The 15602-nt window shown below is 40.6% G+C and carries 14 protein-coding genes; 5 read left to right on the top strand and 9 right to left on the bottom strand.

All coding sequences use genetic code 11. From position 1 onward, the window contains the following. Positions 1 to 2 precede the first annotated feature (2 nt). The 7 genes from ABJF57_RS06540 to mnmE form a co-directional block, all read right to left on the bottom strand. A complete protein-coding gene (locus ABJF57_RS06540; RefSeq protein ID WP_462233553.1) occupies positions 3 to 1319 on the bottom strand; it encodes a restriction endonuclease subunit S in 1317 nt (438 codons plus the stop codon). Beyond that, complete coding sequence (locus ABJF57_RS06535; RefSeq protein WP_462233552.1) at positions 1316 to 2854, bottom strand: class I SAM-dependent DNA methyltransferase; 1539 nt, start codon at positions 2852 to 2854, stop codon at positions 1316 to 1318. The genes ABJF57_RS06540 and ABJF57_RS06535 overlap by 4 nt, the downstream gene beginning before the upstream one ends. 115 nt (positions 2855 to 2969) lie before the next feature. Continuing rightward, complete coding sequence (locus ABJF57_RS06530; protein WP_462233550.1) at positions 2970 to 3944, bottom strand: AAA family ATPase; 975 nt, start codon at positions 3942 to 3944, stop codon at positions 2970 to 2972. Continuing rightward, positions 3916 to 4236, bottom strand: a complete 321-nt coding sequence (locus tag ABJF57_RS06525; protein ID WP_462233548.1) for a helix-turn-helix domain-containing protein — start codon at positions 4234 to 4236, stop codon at positions 3916 to 3918. The genes ABJF57_RS06530 and ABJF57_RS06525 overlap by 29 nt, the downstream gene beginning before the upstream one ends. A 78-nt stretch (positions 4237 to 4314) precedes the next feature. Further along, entirely contained in the window at positions 4315 to 5031 is a 717-nt protein-coding gene (locus ABJF57_RS06520) for a hypothetical protein (protein ID WP_462233547.1), read from the bottom strand. Beyond that, complete coding sequence (locus tag ABJF57_RS06515) at positions 5031 to 6128, bottom strand: phage integrase SAM-like domain-containing protein (RefSeq protein ID WP_462233546.1); 1098 nt, start codon at positions 6126 to 6128, stop codon at positions 5031 to 5033. Before ABJF57_RS06515 ends, ABJF57_RS06520 begins: the two co-directional genes overlap by 1 nt. A 154-nt stretch (positions 6129 to 6282) precedes the next feature. Continuing rightward, the gene (gene mnmE, locus ABJF57_RS06510; protein ID WP_462233544.1) at positions 6283 to 7647 is read right to left on the bottom strand and encodes a tRNA uridine-5-carboxymethylaminomethyl(34) synthesis GTPase MnmE; all 1365 of its coding nucleotides are present in this window, start codon (positions 7645 to 7647) and stop codon (positions 6283 to 6285) included. 133 nt (positions 7648 to 7780) lie between these two features. Here mnmE and ABJF57_RS06505 point away from each other — a divergent pair, with 133 nt between their 5' ends. The 5 genes from ABJF57_RS06505 to ABJF57_RS06485 all read left to right on the top strand — a co-directional run bounded on the left by ABJF57_RS06505 (position 7781) and on the right by ABJF57_RS06485 (position 12225). After that, on the top strand, positions 7781 to 8110 hold the full coding sequence (locus ABJF57_RS06505) for a PadR family transcriptional regulator (protein WP_462233543.1): 330 nt from the start codon (positions 7781 to 7783) through the stop codon (positions 8108 to 8110). Further along, positions 8107 to 10764, top strand: coding sequence for an ABC transporter permease (locus ABJF57_RS06500; protein WP_462233541.1), 2658 nt, complete (start codon positions 8107 to 8109; stop codon positions 10762 to 10764). The genes ABJF57_RS06505 and ABJF57_RS06500 overlap by 4 nt, the downstream gene beginning before the upstream one ends. 68 nt (positions 10765 to 10832) lie before the next feature. Next, complete coding sequence (locus tag ABJF57_RS06495; protein ID WP_462233540.1) at positions 10833 to 11153, top strand: ArsR/SmtB family transcription factor; 321 nt, start codon at positions 10833 to 10835, stop codon at positions 11151 to 11153. A gap of 9 nt (positions 11154 to 11162) precedes the next feature. Then, a complete protein-coding gene (locus ABJF57_RS06490) occupies positions 11163 to 11684 on the top strand; it encodes an SRPBCC family protein (RefSeq protein ID WP_462233538.1) in 522 nt (173 codons plus the stop codon). A gap of 22 nt (positions 11685 to 11706) precedes the next feature. Beyond that, positions 11707 to 12225, top strand: a complete 519-nt coding sequence (locus ABJF57_RS06485; protein ID WP_462233536.1) for an SRPBCC family protein — start codon at positions 11707 to 11709, stop codon at positions 12223 to 12225. Here ABJF57_RS06485 and ABJF57_RS06480 read toward each other — a convergent pair. Both ABJF57_RS06480 and ABJF57_RS06475 read right to left on the bottom strand, forming a co-directional pair. Next, positions 12222 to 13430, bottom strand: coding sequence for a sterol desaturase family protein (locus ABJF57_RS06480; RefSeq protein WP_462233535.1), 1209 nt, complete (start codon positions 13428 to 13430; stop codon positions 12222 to 12224). The genes ABJF57_RS06485 and ABJF57_RS06480 overlap by 4 nt on opposite strands. Positions 13431 to 13508: 78 nt before the next feature. After that, the gene (locus ABJF57_RS06475) at positions 13509 to 15503 is read right to left on the bottom strand and encodes an MGH1-like glycoside hydrolase domain-containing protein (RefSeq protein WP_462233533.1); all 1995 of its coding nucleotides are present in this window, start codon (positions 15501 to 15503) and stop codon (positions 13509 to 13511) included. Between the last annotated feature and the right edge of the window lie 99 nt (positions 15504 to 15602).

Here is a 15602-nt window from a genome sequence, read left to right as displayed (position 1 = left end):
ATCTATTCCATTTTAACTCTAATCTCTCCACCCATCAGTTTAGGTAGGAGAGTGTCTCTTAGATTAATCAATGTGTTCATCTCCTTTGTATTATTGGCTATTTTGCTAATTGTTGATTTGGTTACTATGCCAAGCTTCTGTGCTAAGGCTAAATCAGATGGTAATGCAATTTCATATTCAGGAATGGCACTCTTGGATAAGTGTAGAACCGTAGTGCCATTTGAATAGCCAACACAATGAGATTTGAAATTACGATCTTTCATTAAGTAGTATAGGAATTCAGTTGAAATGAGGGGTTCTTTTGATTCTACCTTTACTAAATCCATAGATATAATCAGCTTTTCATATTTGGGATTTTCGAGAATTAGTGCAGGGTTGCCTAATACCTCAGCATCTTGAGTTAGATCCGTATGTGCGACGATTAAGTCTCCAGGATAAACCAAATGCTTTTCCTTATACCTGTCACTTACCAATTCTTTGAAACCATCGTATCGAAATCCACCAGTTCTATCAAAGTTCTTAAGTGTTACTAGGGCCTCATTTGACTCTTGCAACTCATCCCCTTTATACGAATAGCCATTATGAATTTGGACAAACTCTGATAGATGGTATACTTTCCACCCCTCCGGAATCTCACCCAATTCAGAAGCGATCATTTTACCACCGGAAGATTTGTACGGATTACCGTTTTCATCCGGGAATTCAAGGTCTACGAACCACCGCTTGAATAAGGTCTGAGCGATTTGTTCAAGCGTTTCATTTTGTTGACGGAGTAGTGCTATTTTTTGGTCGAGATTTGATAGGGTTTGGGCTATCTCATTCTGCTCATCTATGGGGGGTGTATAAATTGGTATTCCAAGCACATCAGCTTTTGATATATTGGCTTGACTTGCGCTTCCACTTGATTGATTTCCAATATAGAATTGTGTTCTTGACCAAGTGAGATAGTAATAGAGGAATTGATTGCTTAGCTTTTTATCGTTAGTTGAATATATTTTACCAACTCTTTGATTAAGCAATGCTGGCTTTGACAACTTATATTGAGATACTCCTCCAACTACTTGTGTTTTATCGATAGGATGATTACCGGTTAAAGCAATTAATATATCCCCTTTTTCGACTTTATACTTTTCCAATTTGGAATCAGTCTTGTGATACACTGCGTCATTCAAATTGGCATCCCCATTAGCTACATTTTTAATTTTAAGTATGGGTAATGTATCTGGCAGATACATTTCAATAAAGTCTTTGGACTTAAATGCATATCCATTTAACAAATCACAATATTCACCTATGGTAGTAGTTGACCAATTGCTCATATTTCAATTCCTATCCCTTTAAGTTGATTTGCAATTTCCTTATCCAACTTTTGAGCTTCGTCCATTTGTTCCCTAAGCTCTATAGTTAGCTTTTCCATCTTTTCTTCAAATGGGATACCATCATCTTCTTCATCCGGGATGCCAACGTATCGGCCTGGGGTGAGTACATATTTGTGTTTTTGAATTTCCTCTGCAGATGCTGATTTACAGAAGCCTTTTATATCCTCGTATTCATCTTCATTGAACCATTGATTGTATGTTCCGGACATGTGTTTAATATCCTCATCCGTAAATGCCCTATTGCGCCGGTTTACCATGTAGCCCACCTCGGAACCATCAATGAATAAGACTTCATTTTTTCGTTTGGTCTTTCCTCGTCGAAGGAACCAAAGACAGGCCGGAATGCCGGTATTCAGGAAGAGTGCTTTCGGTAGCATCACAATACATTCTACCAAGTCCTCATCAACCAACCGTTGACGAATTTCTCCTTCACCACCGGAGTTGGAACTCAATGATCCGTTCGCAAGAACAAATCCGGCCAGGCCCTGAGGTGCCAAGTGGTACAGGAAGTGTTGCACCCATCCGAAATTGGCATTCCCAGTAGGAGGGACACCATACTGCCATCGAGCATCATTACGCAAAGCCTCGCCACTCCAGTCACTTACATTAAATGGAGGATTGGCAATGATGTAATCCGCCTTAAGGTCTTTGTGTGCATCATTCAGGAATGAACCTTCATTATTCCACTTAACCTGTGAGCTGTCAATACCACGGATAGCCAGGTTCATTTTACATAACCTCCAAGTAGTTTGGTTGCTTTCCTGTCCATAGATAGAGATGTCATTGATCTTACCCTGGTGGTCTTGCACAAATTTCTCCGACTGTACGAACATTCCACCGGAACCGCAGCAGGGATCGAAGACACGGCCTTTGTATGGTTGCAGCATTTCCACCAATAATTCCACTACGCTTCGTGGTGTGTAGAACTGACCACCTTTCTTACCTTCATCCAGTGCGAACTGACCCAAGAAGTATTCAAAGACATGTCCAAGCACATCAGCACTCCTGGCTTTAGCATCGCCCAGGGCTATATTTCCAATCAGGTCAATTAACTCACCCAGACTGGTAGGATCAAGATTTTGTCTGGCATACACTTTAGGTAGAACGCCCTTCAGAGATGCATTCTCGGCTTCAATCGCATCCATGGCCTCATCTACGGTCTTTCCAATCGTTGGCAGTTTGGCATTACTCAGCAAATGTGGCCAGCGTGCAGTAGGAGGGACAAAGAATACATTTTCTGCTTTGTATTCGTCTTTATCTTCCGGGTCCGCTCCTGCGTAATCTCCTTTACCGGCAATCAGTTTTTGGTAGAGTTCTTCAAATGCATCGGAGATGTATTTTAAGAAGATCAAACCCAATACAATGTGTTTGTACTCAGCAGCGTCGATGTTCTTTCTGAGCTTGTCTGCGGCAGCCCAGAGCTGCTTTTCAAGGGGTTCTTGTTTGGTTGGTTTCTTGGTTGTTGTTTTTGCCATGCGGTGAAATAAGAGAAAGCCCTTCACATAGTGAAAGGCTTCTCTAAATTAATTAAGATTGTTTAAAGCGGCTTGTCCGTCCATATATTTCCTTAGGGGGTTGGACGGCCGGACATTAAGTTCTACCATTCCGTTTAAGAATGCTGGATATTGTGCCTCTACCTATGCCTTGTCCTTTCTTAAACCCTTTTTCTATTAACCTATTTTCAATTTCTCTGAGAGTAGTGGTGCCATTGTCAAAGTTTAATAGAACTATTTCTTCGATTTTAGTTTTTAAGGCCTCTATCTCATAATTGTCAATATCATCTTTCACTTCAATCAATGAATAATGGAGGTTTTCAAACCGCAACCGGTATCTCTTTTTTCGTTCCTTATCTGATATATAGTTGTGTTTACCAAAAGATAGTATACGCTCATTATCGGTACGGTTTCTTTTTAGCTCCATTGTCACTCTAGGTCTCGCCTGAATGGCCTGTGATCCTGATGCGTTATTCTTGTGGCTAGAATTATTTTCCGATGCTTTTGTATTGTGGTGCAGGAATATAACTGAGCAATTATGCTCATTACATATTTCTTGAAATTCATTATAAAATGATCTGACATCATCTGCGCTATTGGAGTTGGTTCCATTAAATACATCACCAAATGCATCAACTAATATCAGGGAATAATTTTCATGCTTACATGCCTCTTTCAGGTCTTTCCTAAAAGTTGAACCATTTAGAAGATATTGGACATTTCCACAGAATTGTTGGCTGACGTTTTTTGGTAGACTATTCAAATAGAATGATAATGATTCAATGATGTCTTCAGAAGCAAGAACGAGTACTTTACCATTCTTTTTTACATCGAAACCGCAAAAGTCATTTAACCCGTAACCGACTGAATATGCAATTTGTCTCAACAAGGTACTCTTACCAATGTTGGATTCAGCATGCAATAACACCAAGCATTTCTGAGGTATCAGAATGTCAATTATGTATGGGATCTCTGTAATTCCTAAATCAAGTAAATCCTTGTCTGAATAGGGCGGCTTTAGATTCTTGATCCTAGTTGCTAGATCATTTATCATGATTACCTCCTTCCTCATTGTTCACATAATCAACTGCTTCTTTATAAATCTTCCGTCTGGACTTACAATGATTCTGAAATGCATAGTCTTGGATATGCTGTGCACTGAAGTAGGCTTTCTTGCCTCCTGGTTTGTGAAAGTCTATTTCACCTTTAGACATCAACTGGTACACATACTGCACCGATACATCCAGTATTTTCGCCACATCTTTTGGTGTGTAAACTGGTTTTACATCTACCTTAATCTTGATAGAGATATGAAATAGACTCTTTTCTATTTCATCTAATTTATTGATTAAATTTTTTAGCATAAAGCATAAAATTTTAGTTATGCTTTACTTCACGATCATTGAATTGGATAGGTACGGAGTGGTAATTATTCCGAACCGTTATTTAATATTAAGTTTGTCCTTTAAGAACTTATCATAGTCTTGGGTACTAAGGTCTGTGAAGCTTTTGCTGTCGTACATTCTCATATCCAGATCACTTTCATAATAAGACCATTTAAAACGATTTGATGCGAATCTTAACAGATCTTTCTTTGGAGATTTAATCAATTTTTTGTCAATGAGGAACTTCAACAATGCACTCAAGTCTGTTTGGTCAAGTTTAAACTCTAAAGCATCAAACGTATTCCTTCCGGGCTTATATCCATCAGTCAGTAGCTCAGGATCAAATCTAGATTTAAGATATTCAACCCCTTTGGTTACCACGAATAGCTTTTCTTGTCGATCCGTTGGTATGCGACTGGCATTTTTCTGAACAATTGCTATTCCATCTAGAATTGCTTGTTTAGTATGCTCAATATGATAAGCCTTTTGGATGATATCGGCAATAATTCTAAAGACACCCTTACCGGCGGCTAACTCAGGGTCTTGGAACTCATCTTCATGTGTATGTGACCAGCAGAATTCCTCAAACGTATATTCACGCTTTTCTTCGCCTTTCTCTTGGCCTCTTTCGCTCTGGTAGTACCAAGTATGTTTAATTGTAACTGTATCAGATTGGTCTGGGCTTAGTTTTTCAAACTCGCTTACGCACCAGTCAAAGAATCGATCATCCAGCGTATTTAGCTGCTGGATGATCATATCTTCATATTTGCTCATTAGATCGATATTTTATTGACTGCATCTCGCTTGCTCTTATTCATGACTTTGACATATATCTCAGTTGTCTTTACATGCTTTTGACCAAGGATTTCTTTTACAATAGTAATATCGTTTCCATAATATAGGTTGAGAGTGGCACAGGTATGTCTTGCACAATGAAAAGTAATTTTCTTTTTGATTCCAGCTTGCATTACCCACTCTCTGAGCTTTAAATTATTCCAGGCACTGTACTTAAGCCCTCTGAAGACTTTTTCATCAGGGGCTCCAGGTTTGCCCAGGTGCTTTAGGGTATTATCAGTAATTGGAAGTATTTCTTGACCTTTAGTTTTCTTCTGCTGGTACTTGATGCTGTGGCCACCCTCATCTTTTCTAATGTCACCCCATTTCAAATTTTGGATGTCAGACCAACGCATGCCCGTACGGCAGCTGAATAAGAATGCATCTTTAAGAACTGACATTTCACATTCGGTATTTTTCAATAGCTCAACTTCTTCTTCAGTGAGATACTCTCTGTCAGGTTCTCCCGCTTTAATACTCTTGACCTGACCCACGACATCTATATTGATCAACTTATCACGAAAGGCCTCCTTTAAGGCAGCTCTTATTTTGTTGAAATAACAGCTTTTTGAATTTTGAGAGAGCGGCTTATTCCCATGCGCAATTGCTTCCTTCTCTAGGTAATTCTTAAATCCCGCAAGCCATTCCTTATTAATCTTACTAAACTTTACATCCTTGTCATTCAGATACTTTTTAAGATGCTTAATAGCGCTATCCCAATTGCCATAGTTTCCCTTGCTATTTATGCGATCAGCAGCAAGTCCTTCCATGTACCTTACAAATGATTTATTTGCATTGCTGATAGAAGTGAATCCAAATTTTCCATTTTGATAGTCTAGTAGTTTTTGTGCTCTAACTCTCTCGGCTAGTTCTAGGATGTCCTTGTTCTCTCGCTTCTGAGCAGGAGTGAGGGCTTTTCCATTTGGTTTGTAAAGGTGTAGGTCTAAAGGCTCTTGCTTTCGAGCTCCTCCATCATAAATGTCGAGGTACAGGGAAGTCCTTGTCTTCCTTTCTCTTTTTCTTAGGGTTATCTTCATTGTATTTCCTGTTGCGTTTTGTTGCGCCCTTGCTTGTGCCACATAAGCGCAACAAAATCCTATCAATTATTGTACTATAAAGATAATCAAAAGGTTTCATAAATAACTGAATATCAACTATTTATATACTAAGATAGTACTAAGATTATAGGGCTTACTTCCCAATACAAAACTTGCTAAAGATATTCTCCAACAAATCATCGGTGGTGACTTCACCGGTGATCTCACCCAAATGAAAGAGGGAAGAACGGATATCCTGAGCTACCAGATCATTACTCATCTGCATGTTGATGCCTTCAATTACACGGTTGAGCGCCTCATCGGTTTGCTGTAGGCTTTGGAGGTGTCGAGCGTTGGTGACGATCACATCAGATTGAGTTGGAATTGAGATGAAAGCCTTTAGTCTGCTTTTGAGCTCGTCCAAGTTGCTTTTTTCCTTCGCGGAAATCATGATAGCATCCCCTCGATCACCCAACCATTTCATTAATTCACTATTTCCCGAATCCACCTTGTTTCCAATAATCAAAAAGGGAGCCTCAGATGCTTGTAACTCAGTGACTTGATCAGCGATCGAGTCAATTGTTTCGTTCTCCAAATCCACCAAATACAATACAAGGCTTGCCAGTTTCATCTTTTCCAATGTCCGCTGCACGCCGATACTCTCTACCTTATCGTCCGTTTCACGGAGGCCAGCAGTATCTATGAAGCGGAAAGCAATGCCATCCAGGTAGATTTGATCTTCGATAAAATCACGTGTAGTCCCTGCAACATCCGATACAATGGCTTTTTCCTCATTCAGGAGCGCATTCAAAAGTGTAGACTTGCCTGCGTTTGGTTTTCCAGCGATTACCGTTGGTACACCGTTCTTGAGCACGTTTCCATATTCAAAGCTGGCAATCAATGATTGAATCAAAGTTTGAATCTTAGCAATAAGATCCAGGAGTCCATGCCTGTCGGCAAATTCTACATCCTCTTCAGCAAAATCAAGTTCCAGCTCAATCATGGATGCGAAATGAACCAACTGCTCTCGCAAGTTTTTGATCTCATCTGAGAAACCGCCGCGCATTTGCTTCATCGCTGTTTGCTGCATACCTGCATTCTCGGAGGCTATCAAGTCCGCTACAGCCTCTGCCTGTGTCAGATCGAAGCGCCCATTCAGAAATGCTTTTTGCGTAAACTCCCCTGGCTTTGCCAGCCGAGCACCTTTGGTGACTAGCAAACTCAATATCTTTTGAAGAATGTATGGCGACCCATGACTGGATATTTCTATTACATCTTCTTTGGTGTAGGAGTGAGGCCCTTTGAAAATGGATACCAACACCTCATCAATGATCTCGTTTTGATCATTTCTGATTGTTCCTAGATGGATGGTATGCGAATCTACCTGAGTTAGATCTTTACCCTTAAATAGCTCATTGACAATGGAAATAGCCTGCTTACCTGAGACGCGGATAATGCCGAGTGCTCCTTGTCCCGGAGGTGTGGCGAGTGCAGTGATGGTGTCATTGATATGCGACATAGTGCAAAGATGGATAGAATCCGGGTAGTTATGAAGCGCACTTTTTGTAGCTTTTTTAAAAAGCTGTAACCTAATGTTGTTTTTAAAGTATACATTTAGGAAACATTGATAATATACATTTAGGAAATATAAAATGAAGGGTTCAAATATTGGCGAGTTTGAGGAACTGGTAATGCTTTCTGTGGGAATACTTCAGGAAGAAGCTTACGGCATTTCTATTAAGGATGAATTAGAAGTACGTACGAATAGAAAACCTAGTATAGGTGCTTTACATAGTGCGTTAAACAGGCTTGAAAAAAAAGGCTTACTTAAATCCTTTCTCGAAGGCCCAACCGAAGACCGAAGGGGGAGAAGGAAGCGTTTCTATCAACTCACCCTGACAGGGAAAGAGGTTCTTGCAGGTATCTATGAGCAGCGCAAGGAAATGATTCAACTCATTCCCAATCTTATTTTCAACTCATGAATAAATCTAACCCGCCAAAGCTAGCTGAGCGATTTTTTCGATGGATCTGCGCGCAGAGTAACCTTGAAGGACTTGAAGGGGATTTGTATGAATTGTATGAGCGAAGAGCTAAAAAACAAGGCCATCGAAAGGCAAACTGGTATTACCTGTTGGATATGCTAACACTCATGAGAGGGTCTGTTGTACAGATCAATTTCAATAACTCAAAATCAAATAAAATGGGAATGATACTCAATTACATCAAAATTGCTTTCCGGAATGGTTTAAGGAGAAAGTCTTTTACATTGATCAATCTTTTTGGCTTGACCCTGGGAATCACAGCGGTGCTTTTTATAAGTGTTTATTTATGGGAAGAGACGCATTACGACAGGTATCAAACAAATGGAGAAAACAAGTACCGATTATATGATCGCCTGGAGCGCGAGAGCGGAGACGTCTCTTTGATCACGACTGTACCTCCGCCAATTGCAGAGGCCTTAGAAGCTAATTTTTCACAAATAAAAAAGGCTGGAAGAATCTATTTCGACTATGGTGGGACGGTATTTCAAATTGGAGATAAATCATTTTCTGAGACCAATGGCTACTATGCTGAATTTGATGCGCTTGATATCTTAGATGTAGAGATAATCGCAGGAACCCGAGATGGACTTAAAGAACCAAGATCATTTATCCTATCAGAATCTCTTTTTATCAAATTTTTTGAAGGAGCTCCTTTCAATAATCAGACGGTTCAGTTAGGAAGTTCTACCTTTTCGATCGTTGGGGTTTACAAGGACTTTCCAGATCAATCTCATGTGAATCCAGATTACCTTGTGTCGTTTGAGTTATTAAAAAACTATACACCTGAAGAGCGGATGAATAGTTGGCTATGGCATCAATTCACTACATATGTTGAGTTTGAAGATGGTGTGAATGTGAAGGCATTTGAAGAAGAAGCCCAACGTTTTGTGAAAGAAAGGTCAGCCAAAGAGTTAGAAGCTCATGGAATTTCTTATACCACTCATTTTCAATCATTCCATGATATTCACTTACACTCATCAGCTTTCGAACAGGATACATTTGATAGAAGCAGTTATCAAAACGTATTTTTTTTAGGAATTGCAGCCTTGATTATACTTTTTATTGCCTGCTTGAACTTTGTGAATTTAACCTCTGCTCAAGCAATAGGTAGAGCAAAAGAAGTAGGAATCAGGAAATTTGTTGGAGCAGGAAAGGGACAGGTGTTCGTTCAGCATTGCATCGAATCCCTATTATACGTGCTGATTGCAGGGGCTTTAACATTGGGACTTTTATTTGTTTTATTGCCAGAATTTAATCAGTTCACAGAGAAGGAATTCGAACTCGTTGACTTATTCACGCCTCCTCGCATACTTGCCTACCTGGGGGCATTAGTGGCTTTAGGGGTATTGGCAGGTGCCTATCCAGCCACCCTGTTGACACGAGTAAGAGCAATCGATATCGTGCATGGTCTTAAGATACATAGAGTTAAAGTAGGTAAGCACTTCGCGGTTTTTAATCCGAGGCAAATTTTGGTAGCCGTACAATATGTTTTAAGTGTTGGGCTCATCATTATCTCTGTTGTCGTCTATGAGCAATTTCAATTCATGCGCGAAGCGGATCTTGGATTTGATAAGGAAAATCTAATCTTGATATCTACAGTGGGTTCCATGAGAAGGGACCTGGAAAGTACCAGGCAGGCATTTAGCGAATATAGTAACATCAAAAATATAACCTTTAGCTACAGTGTTCCTGGGGGGATTGTTGCGGGTGATGGCATAATTATCCCCAGGCTAAACAACAAAGATCAGTCAGCTAATGTCTTTGTAACAGATCATCAATTTCTGAAAACAATGGAGCTTGAACTCATTGCAGGTCGCGATTTTAAATTACAAAATGCATCAGATCATTCACAAGCATTTGTGCTGAATGAAGAGGCTGTTCGTACCTTCGACCTTGGTAATCCTGAAGATGCAATTGGTGAAGTAATTCATTGGAAGCATTGGAATCATCAGGACTCATTGAAGAAAGGTAAGGTTATAGGTGTAGTGCGTGATTTCAATGTCAAAAGCATGCATAAAGAAGTATCTCCTGCGGCTATTCATCTGTTAGACTCTTACATGCCAAACATGATTGTTCGAATTGGAAATGGCGATTTAAAAAAGACCATAGAATTTCTGGAAGAGAAGTACAGCGTTTACGCCCCTCAGCGTCCATTTGAGTTTACTTTCTTGGATCAAACCTTCGATGACTTTTATAGAAAAGAAGAAAAGATGGCTCAACTGTTTGGACTTTTTACAGTGCTCACCATCGTGACCGCTCTTATTGGATTATTGGGACTAGTAAATTTCAATATCAATAAGCGCAGCAAGGAGTTGAGTATTCGAAAGATACTCGGTGCTGGTAGATTGAACATCTATGTGCTTTTGGTGAAAAAATACATTTTCCTCATCTGCATTTCATTGATGATTAGTACACCCATTGCCTATTACATGGCCAATGGCTGGCTTGATGACTTTGCATACCGAATCACGCTTGATGCACTCATATTTATCAAAGTTTTAGGTTTGATTTTATGCTTGACATTGATTGTCGTTAGCTGGCGAGCCATCAAAGGATTACAAACCAATCCGGCGGATAAACTCCGGACAGAATAACATTTTAATCATTTAATGAAACCTTTTGGTTACATTTTAGTATACTTGTAACCAAAAGGTTTCATATTATGCGTAGAGATGTATTCCAAGCAATAGCAGACCCCACCAGAAGAGAGATCATAGGATTGGTATCTCACCAATCCAGAAACGTCAATGAGTTGGCGGACAATTTTGAGATGAGCAGACCGGCTGTTTCCAAGCACGTCCGGATTTTGAAAGAGTGCGGGCTAGTAACGATCGAAAAGAAAGGTAGAGAGCGCTTTTGCCATGCCCAATTGGATAAGCTGGGAGAGATCGCACTATGGGTGCATCAGTACAGACGCTTCTGGAATACCAGCCTTGATAAGTTAGAAGCCCTTTTAAGAGAAGATACCAACAACAACAAATAAACTACTACTATGAATACTTATGGTAAGTTGATCAATGATCACACAATTCAATTTGTACGACTATTGCCTGGCCCGATCGAACGAGTTTGGGAATACCTGACTGATGCAGATAAGCGATCACTATGGTTTGCGGGAGGTGAAATGGATAGCATGTCCGGTGGGAAGGTTGAGTACATATTCAACCACAACAAGCTTTCGCCAGCGAAGGATCCGATACCTGAAAAATACAAAGGCCTGGAAGGAGGAATGACTTCAATTGCAGATGTACTTACCTACAATGCACCTCATTTACTAATGATTGGATGGGAAGGCGGCGAGGTGGAATTCAAACTGGAAGAACTGGAAGATGAAGTAAAGCTGACGCTGACCCACTCAAACCTACCTGCGGATAGAAACAAGCGAGTTGGAACAATGGGTGGCTGGCATACACATCTGGATATTCTGGTGGACAGAATGAATGGTGTTGATCCCCAGGGATTCTGGAGTGTTCACATGCAGATGGAAAAAGAGTACATGGAAATCTTCTTTTGATAACTATTAATGAGATCAGATCATGAATAAAAATGGAAAATTGATAGCACCAACCACTTTGCAATTTGAACGTATGCTGCCAGGACCAATTGATCGTGTTTGGGAGTACTTGACAGATGCGGAGAAACGAGGAAAATGGTTTGCTTCTGGTTCAGTATCACTTAATGAGGGGAGCCAAATAAAATTTGTGTTTAATAACAATCAACTATCCAGCCCAATAGAATCACCACCGACCAAATACCAGGATTTTGGTGATGGGTTTGTCTCCTACGCGAAAGTTATTAAATCGGAAGCTCCGCATCTATTCGTAATTGAGTGGGAGGGATTAGTGACGTTTAAGCTGGAGTCCCAAGATGAGGGGGTGAAGCTCACACTGACACATGAGAAACTTGAAGACACGCATGAAACGCGTGTTGGTACCATGTCCGGATGGCATACACATTTAAATATCCTGGAAGTACAGCTGGCAGGAAAATCGCATGAAGGTGGCTTTTGGACAACACACATGTCCTTGGAAGAAGTTTACGAAAAGATCGTCTAGCTTCTCTTTCGAGATGCATTCCCAAGCCACAAGCCAAAAAGCAAAACAAAACCTCCTGCAATGAGGTAGGAGGTAACTCCCTCAAGTAAAAAAATGAGGATTGTGCCCGTGGCTAAAAGCCTGATGAATTCAGATGGAATCCAATTGCTCCTGTTCTCCATCAATATTCCTAGCTGCGCAATGGACCACATGATATATCCAGCAAGTGCTAGTTTGACATACAAATCATAGTTGACATGCGTGAATAAGAAGAGTGCGGTGAAAGTAAGTACCATCACAAACTGAACAAATACATATCGGATCATCGGAATGTGCGGGTGAACATCGTATTTATGGTAAGCATCTTTATTTACTTCAGGAGCTGCTTGATACCCTCCAAGTTCATCAGGTTGCCACCCGGGTTTGTAGAAAAGAATTTTGAGCTTATTCAAAAACCCGGAAGTAGTTTTCAACTGATGGGTCATATCCACAATGGGAAGTACATTGGCCCATACGGGATTCCAGGTATTTGTCGGTTTGGTTACGCCGTACGTTGGCTTTTCTTCTTCAGCCTGAAAAGTTCCAAACATCCGATCCCAGATCATCAAGGTTCCTGCATGATTCTTGTCGATGTACTTAGGATTGCGTCCATGATGCACCCGGTGATGAGAGGGTGTGTTGAATACATACTCAAACCACTTCGGTAATTTATTTATTGCTTCTGTGTGTATCCAGAACTGATAGATGAGGTTAATACCTTTCACAGCAAGAAAAGCGTAGGCATTGAATCCCAACAAAGCCAATGGCAAATAGAAGACCATGGAGAAAACGCCACCAAACGATGACTGTCTCAAGGCCACAGAGAGGTTGTAGTCTTCACTTTGATGATGCACTACATGAGCAGTGTTCCACAGGAAATTAATCTCATGACTTGCCCGATGAAACCAGTAGTAACACAGATCTACTAAAACGAAAAGCACGAGATAGCTCCACCAATTATTAGGAATCTGAGCAATTGACCAATGCTGGTATACGAATTGATACATCCCAACCGAAATCGCTCCCCAAATGGCATTCGTAACCTGAGAAAAAATGCCGCAACTGATATTGGTGACAGCATCGTTGGCTCGATAGATTTTTGTTTGCTTTACAAGCTGATAAACCAGTTCTAAGCCGATCAAAAAAAAGTAGAGAGGAATGGAAAGTATCACCGGGTTTAAATCCATCGAATAAATATAAAGATGCCTGGTCAGAGATGGCCAGCATCAGACCAACATTTTGAGTCATTTAAATATTCCAGCAGTTCATTGTTCCTTCATTAGCAGCATAATGACATGTGCAGCACTCCAACTGAAGTTATAGGCATGTAGTCCTTCACCAGTTAATGGATGATAATTTTCTCGAATGGCAGGGCCCTTTTCAAGCAGCCCGTTTGCGCCCTCCAGTATCTGCTTCGTGGCTTTGTTGGCTTCATCATTGTATCCGTAATTCCGCAATCCTTTCACGCCAAAATAGGCCTGATCAAGCCAATTGGGCCCACGCCAATATCCTTTGAGCGGATCAAACCTTTCATGATCAGCACTCATGGTTTGAAATGGAACCCGCGTGAAAAACTTGGTAGTATCCATCATTATCTCTTTAACAGCTTCGGCCTGTTCTTGGGTTGCTGCCATCGTCCAAAGTGCCGTCCAACCCTCGCTTCCTTCACCTCTGATGAAATGCTCACCATCCAAAGAGGTGTCGTAGAACCAACCTTTCTCTTCATCATAAAACTGCCGTTGGATTTGACCTTTTAAGAAATCAGCCTCGGTCTTGTACTTGATTGAATCTTTCCTTTCAGCCAAAACCATTGCTAAGTCTGCAAGCAAAAGCTTTTCGGCATAGAGGTAGCAATTCAGGTCTACACTTTCTTGGTCCAGCGAATAGGCATCATCGCTGTTTTTTAAAATTCTTGAGCCATCAAACCGGATGGCATTATCCATTCCGCTTTCCCACTTGGCGGCTACCAAACTGCCATCGGTAGAGCCATATTCACACAACCCGTCCTGATCGTGATCACGTTTTTGATACCACCATTGATGATACTTTTTCAGTTTGGGGTACATATAGTGCACAAAAGCAGTATCTAAACTCTTTTCAAAAACTGCGGCAACTGCCCACGCGGAGAGTGGAGGTTTAGTGTCGCGATAATTGTGAGCCTCAATGGTCGTATCGCGATATACACAGTCTGCAACAAAACCATCTTCATCCTGAAATTCAAACATCAATTTGATCTGCTTTTTTGCCAAAGTGATGTCGTAAAAGGAGAGACCAACACTGTGCTTCCAGGAATCCCATGACCAAAACCCATTGAACCATTCATAATGATAGCTGGGAAACAAACCTTCAAACTTGATTTCACCGGCAGGGATGCGCCAATTGTTTTGTAAGGTCAAATGCGCCTTTGCCAACGCCTGGGCATAGAAAGAATCCTGAAACTTCAACCGTCTGTTGTGGAGCAATTTTGACAACTGTAGATCTTTTTCACGTTTACGTCTTTCTAAGAGCGAGTCAAAATTGATTCCTACAGTCTCTTTTTGTTCTTTTCCCCAGTCGTATTCAGGGAAAATGAAAGTTTGAGAAATGTCAAGTTTGATAACCTCTCCTTTGGCAAGTGAGGCGGTTTTTAATTGTGTTTCATAAGAGTTGTTCTCACAACTCACTATCGAGTCGGAAAATTGAATATAGCCCATTGCATCTGTATGATCGGATGCAATTTCGATTTGACGGTTGTGACCACTTAGTTCTAGACCATCAGCAAGAATAGGGGCGTTTCTCCACTGATATTGGATGGACACATCTTTGTCAGAAGTATTTTCAATTTCAGAGTAAATTAATGCCGTATGACCTGACTTAAACGCAAGCCTTTGGGTTAGTTGTAAATCATCCGATATAAAAACCTGCTCCAAAAAACCACTCGTACTTCTCGTTTTATGTGCCTTCCAGTTTATGTTTTTGATGCGTAAATAGGAAAGGCATCGGCTACTCCATATACCATTTTGCTGAGTCATCAAAAAAGGGCCGGTGAATCCGGCAATACCGATGGAGTCTGGGAAGCTATATGCAAACCAAGCTCCTTGATCAGAAAACATCAATCCATTTTTATCGAACTTGCTCGTTGGAGTGAAAGAGTAGTTGAGGATATTTTCACTAACGCTTAGCGAAGTAAATACGGGTGCTTCTGCTGGCACTTGCTCTCTACAACCCCAAAGAATAAGACAAACTATAATACTAAGTGTTCCCGCTAATTTCTTAATCATTGAGACGTGGTTTAGGAAGTATAACAAGCTTCCATCGTGCCAAATATAGTTTCATTGAATCTTCAAGTTCACCTTTTGTACACATAGTATTTTTTCGAA

The organism is Ekhidna sp., from assembly GCF_039940915.1.
Classification (GTDB): Bacteria; Bacteroidota; Bacteroidia; order Cytophagales; family Cyclobacteriaceae; genus Ekhidna.
This window is presented reverse-complemented; position numbering and strand designations above follow the sequence as displayed.

What these genes read in the sequence shown, in the direction of transcription:
- ABJF57_RS06540 (WP_462233553.1), bottom strand. Translation starts at nt 1,319, where the DNA reads ATGAGCAATTGGTCAACTACTACCATAGGTGAATATTGTGATTTGTTA.
- ABJF57_RS06535 (WP_462233552.1), bottom strand. Translation starts at nt 2,854, where the DNA reads ATGGCAAAAACAACAACCAAGAAACCAACCAAACAAGAACCCCTTGAA.
- ABJF57_RS06530 (WP_462233550.1), bottom strand. Translation starts at nt 3,944, where the DNA reads ATGAGGAAGGAGGTAATCATGATAAATGATCTAGCAACTAGGATCAAG.
- ABJF57_RS06525 (WP_462233548.1), bottom strand. Translation starts at nt 4,236, where the DNA reads ATGCTAAAAAATTTAATCAATAAATTAGATGAAATAGAAAAGAGTCTA.
- ABJF57_RS06520 (WP_462233547.1), bottom strand. Translation starts at nt 5,031, where the DNA reads ATGAGCAAATATGAAGATATGATCATCCAGCAGCTAAATACGCTGGAT.
- ABJF57_RS06515 (WP_462233546.1), bottom strand. Translation starts at nt 6,128, where the DNA reads ATGAAGATAACCCTAAGAAAAAGAGAAAGGAAGACAAGGACTTCCCTG.
- mnmE (WP_462233544.1), bottom strand. Translation starts at nt 7,647, where the DNA reads ATGTCGCATATCAATGACACCATCACTGCACTCGCCACACCTCCGGGA.
- ABJF57_RS06505 (WP_462233543.1), top strand. Translation starts at nt 7,781, where the DNA reads ATGAAGGGTTCAAATATTGGCGAGTTTGAGGAACTGGTAATGCTTTCT.
- ABJF57_RS06500 (WP_462233541.1), top strand. Translation starts at nt 8,107, where the DNA reads ATGAATAAATCTAACCCGCCAAAGCTAGCTGAGCGATTTTTTCGATGG.
- ABJF57_RS06495 (WP_462233540.1), top strand. Translation starts at nt 10,833, where the DNA reads ATGCGTAGAGATGTATTCCAAGCAATAGCAGACCCCACCAGAAGAGAG.
- ABJF57_RS06490 (WP_462233538.1), top strand. Translation starts at nt 11,163, where the DNA reads ATGAATACTTATGGTAAGTTGATCAATGATCACACAATTCAATTTGTA.
- ABJF57_RS06485 (WP_462233536.1), top strand. Translation starts at nt 11,707, where the DNA reads ATGAATAAAAATGGAAAATTGATAGCACCAACCACTTTGCAATTTGAA.
- ABJF57_RS06480 (WP_462233535.1), bottom strand. Translation starts at nt 13,430, where the DNA reads ATGGATTTAAACCCGGTGATACTTTCCATTCCTCTCTACTTTTTTTTG.
- ABJF57_RS06475 (WP_462233533.1), bottom strand. Translation starts at nt 15,503, where the DNA reads ATGATTAAGAAATTAGCGGGAACACTTAGTATTATAGTTTGTCTTATT.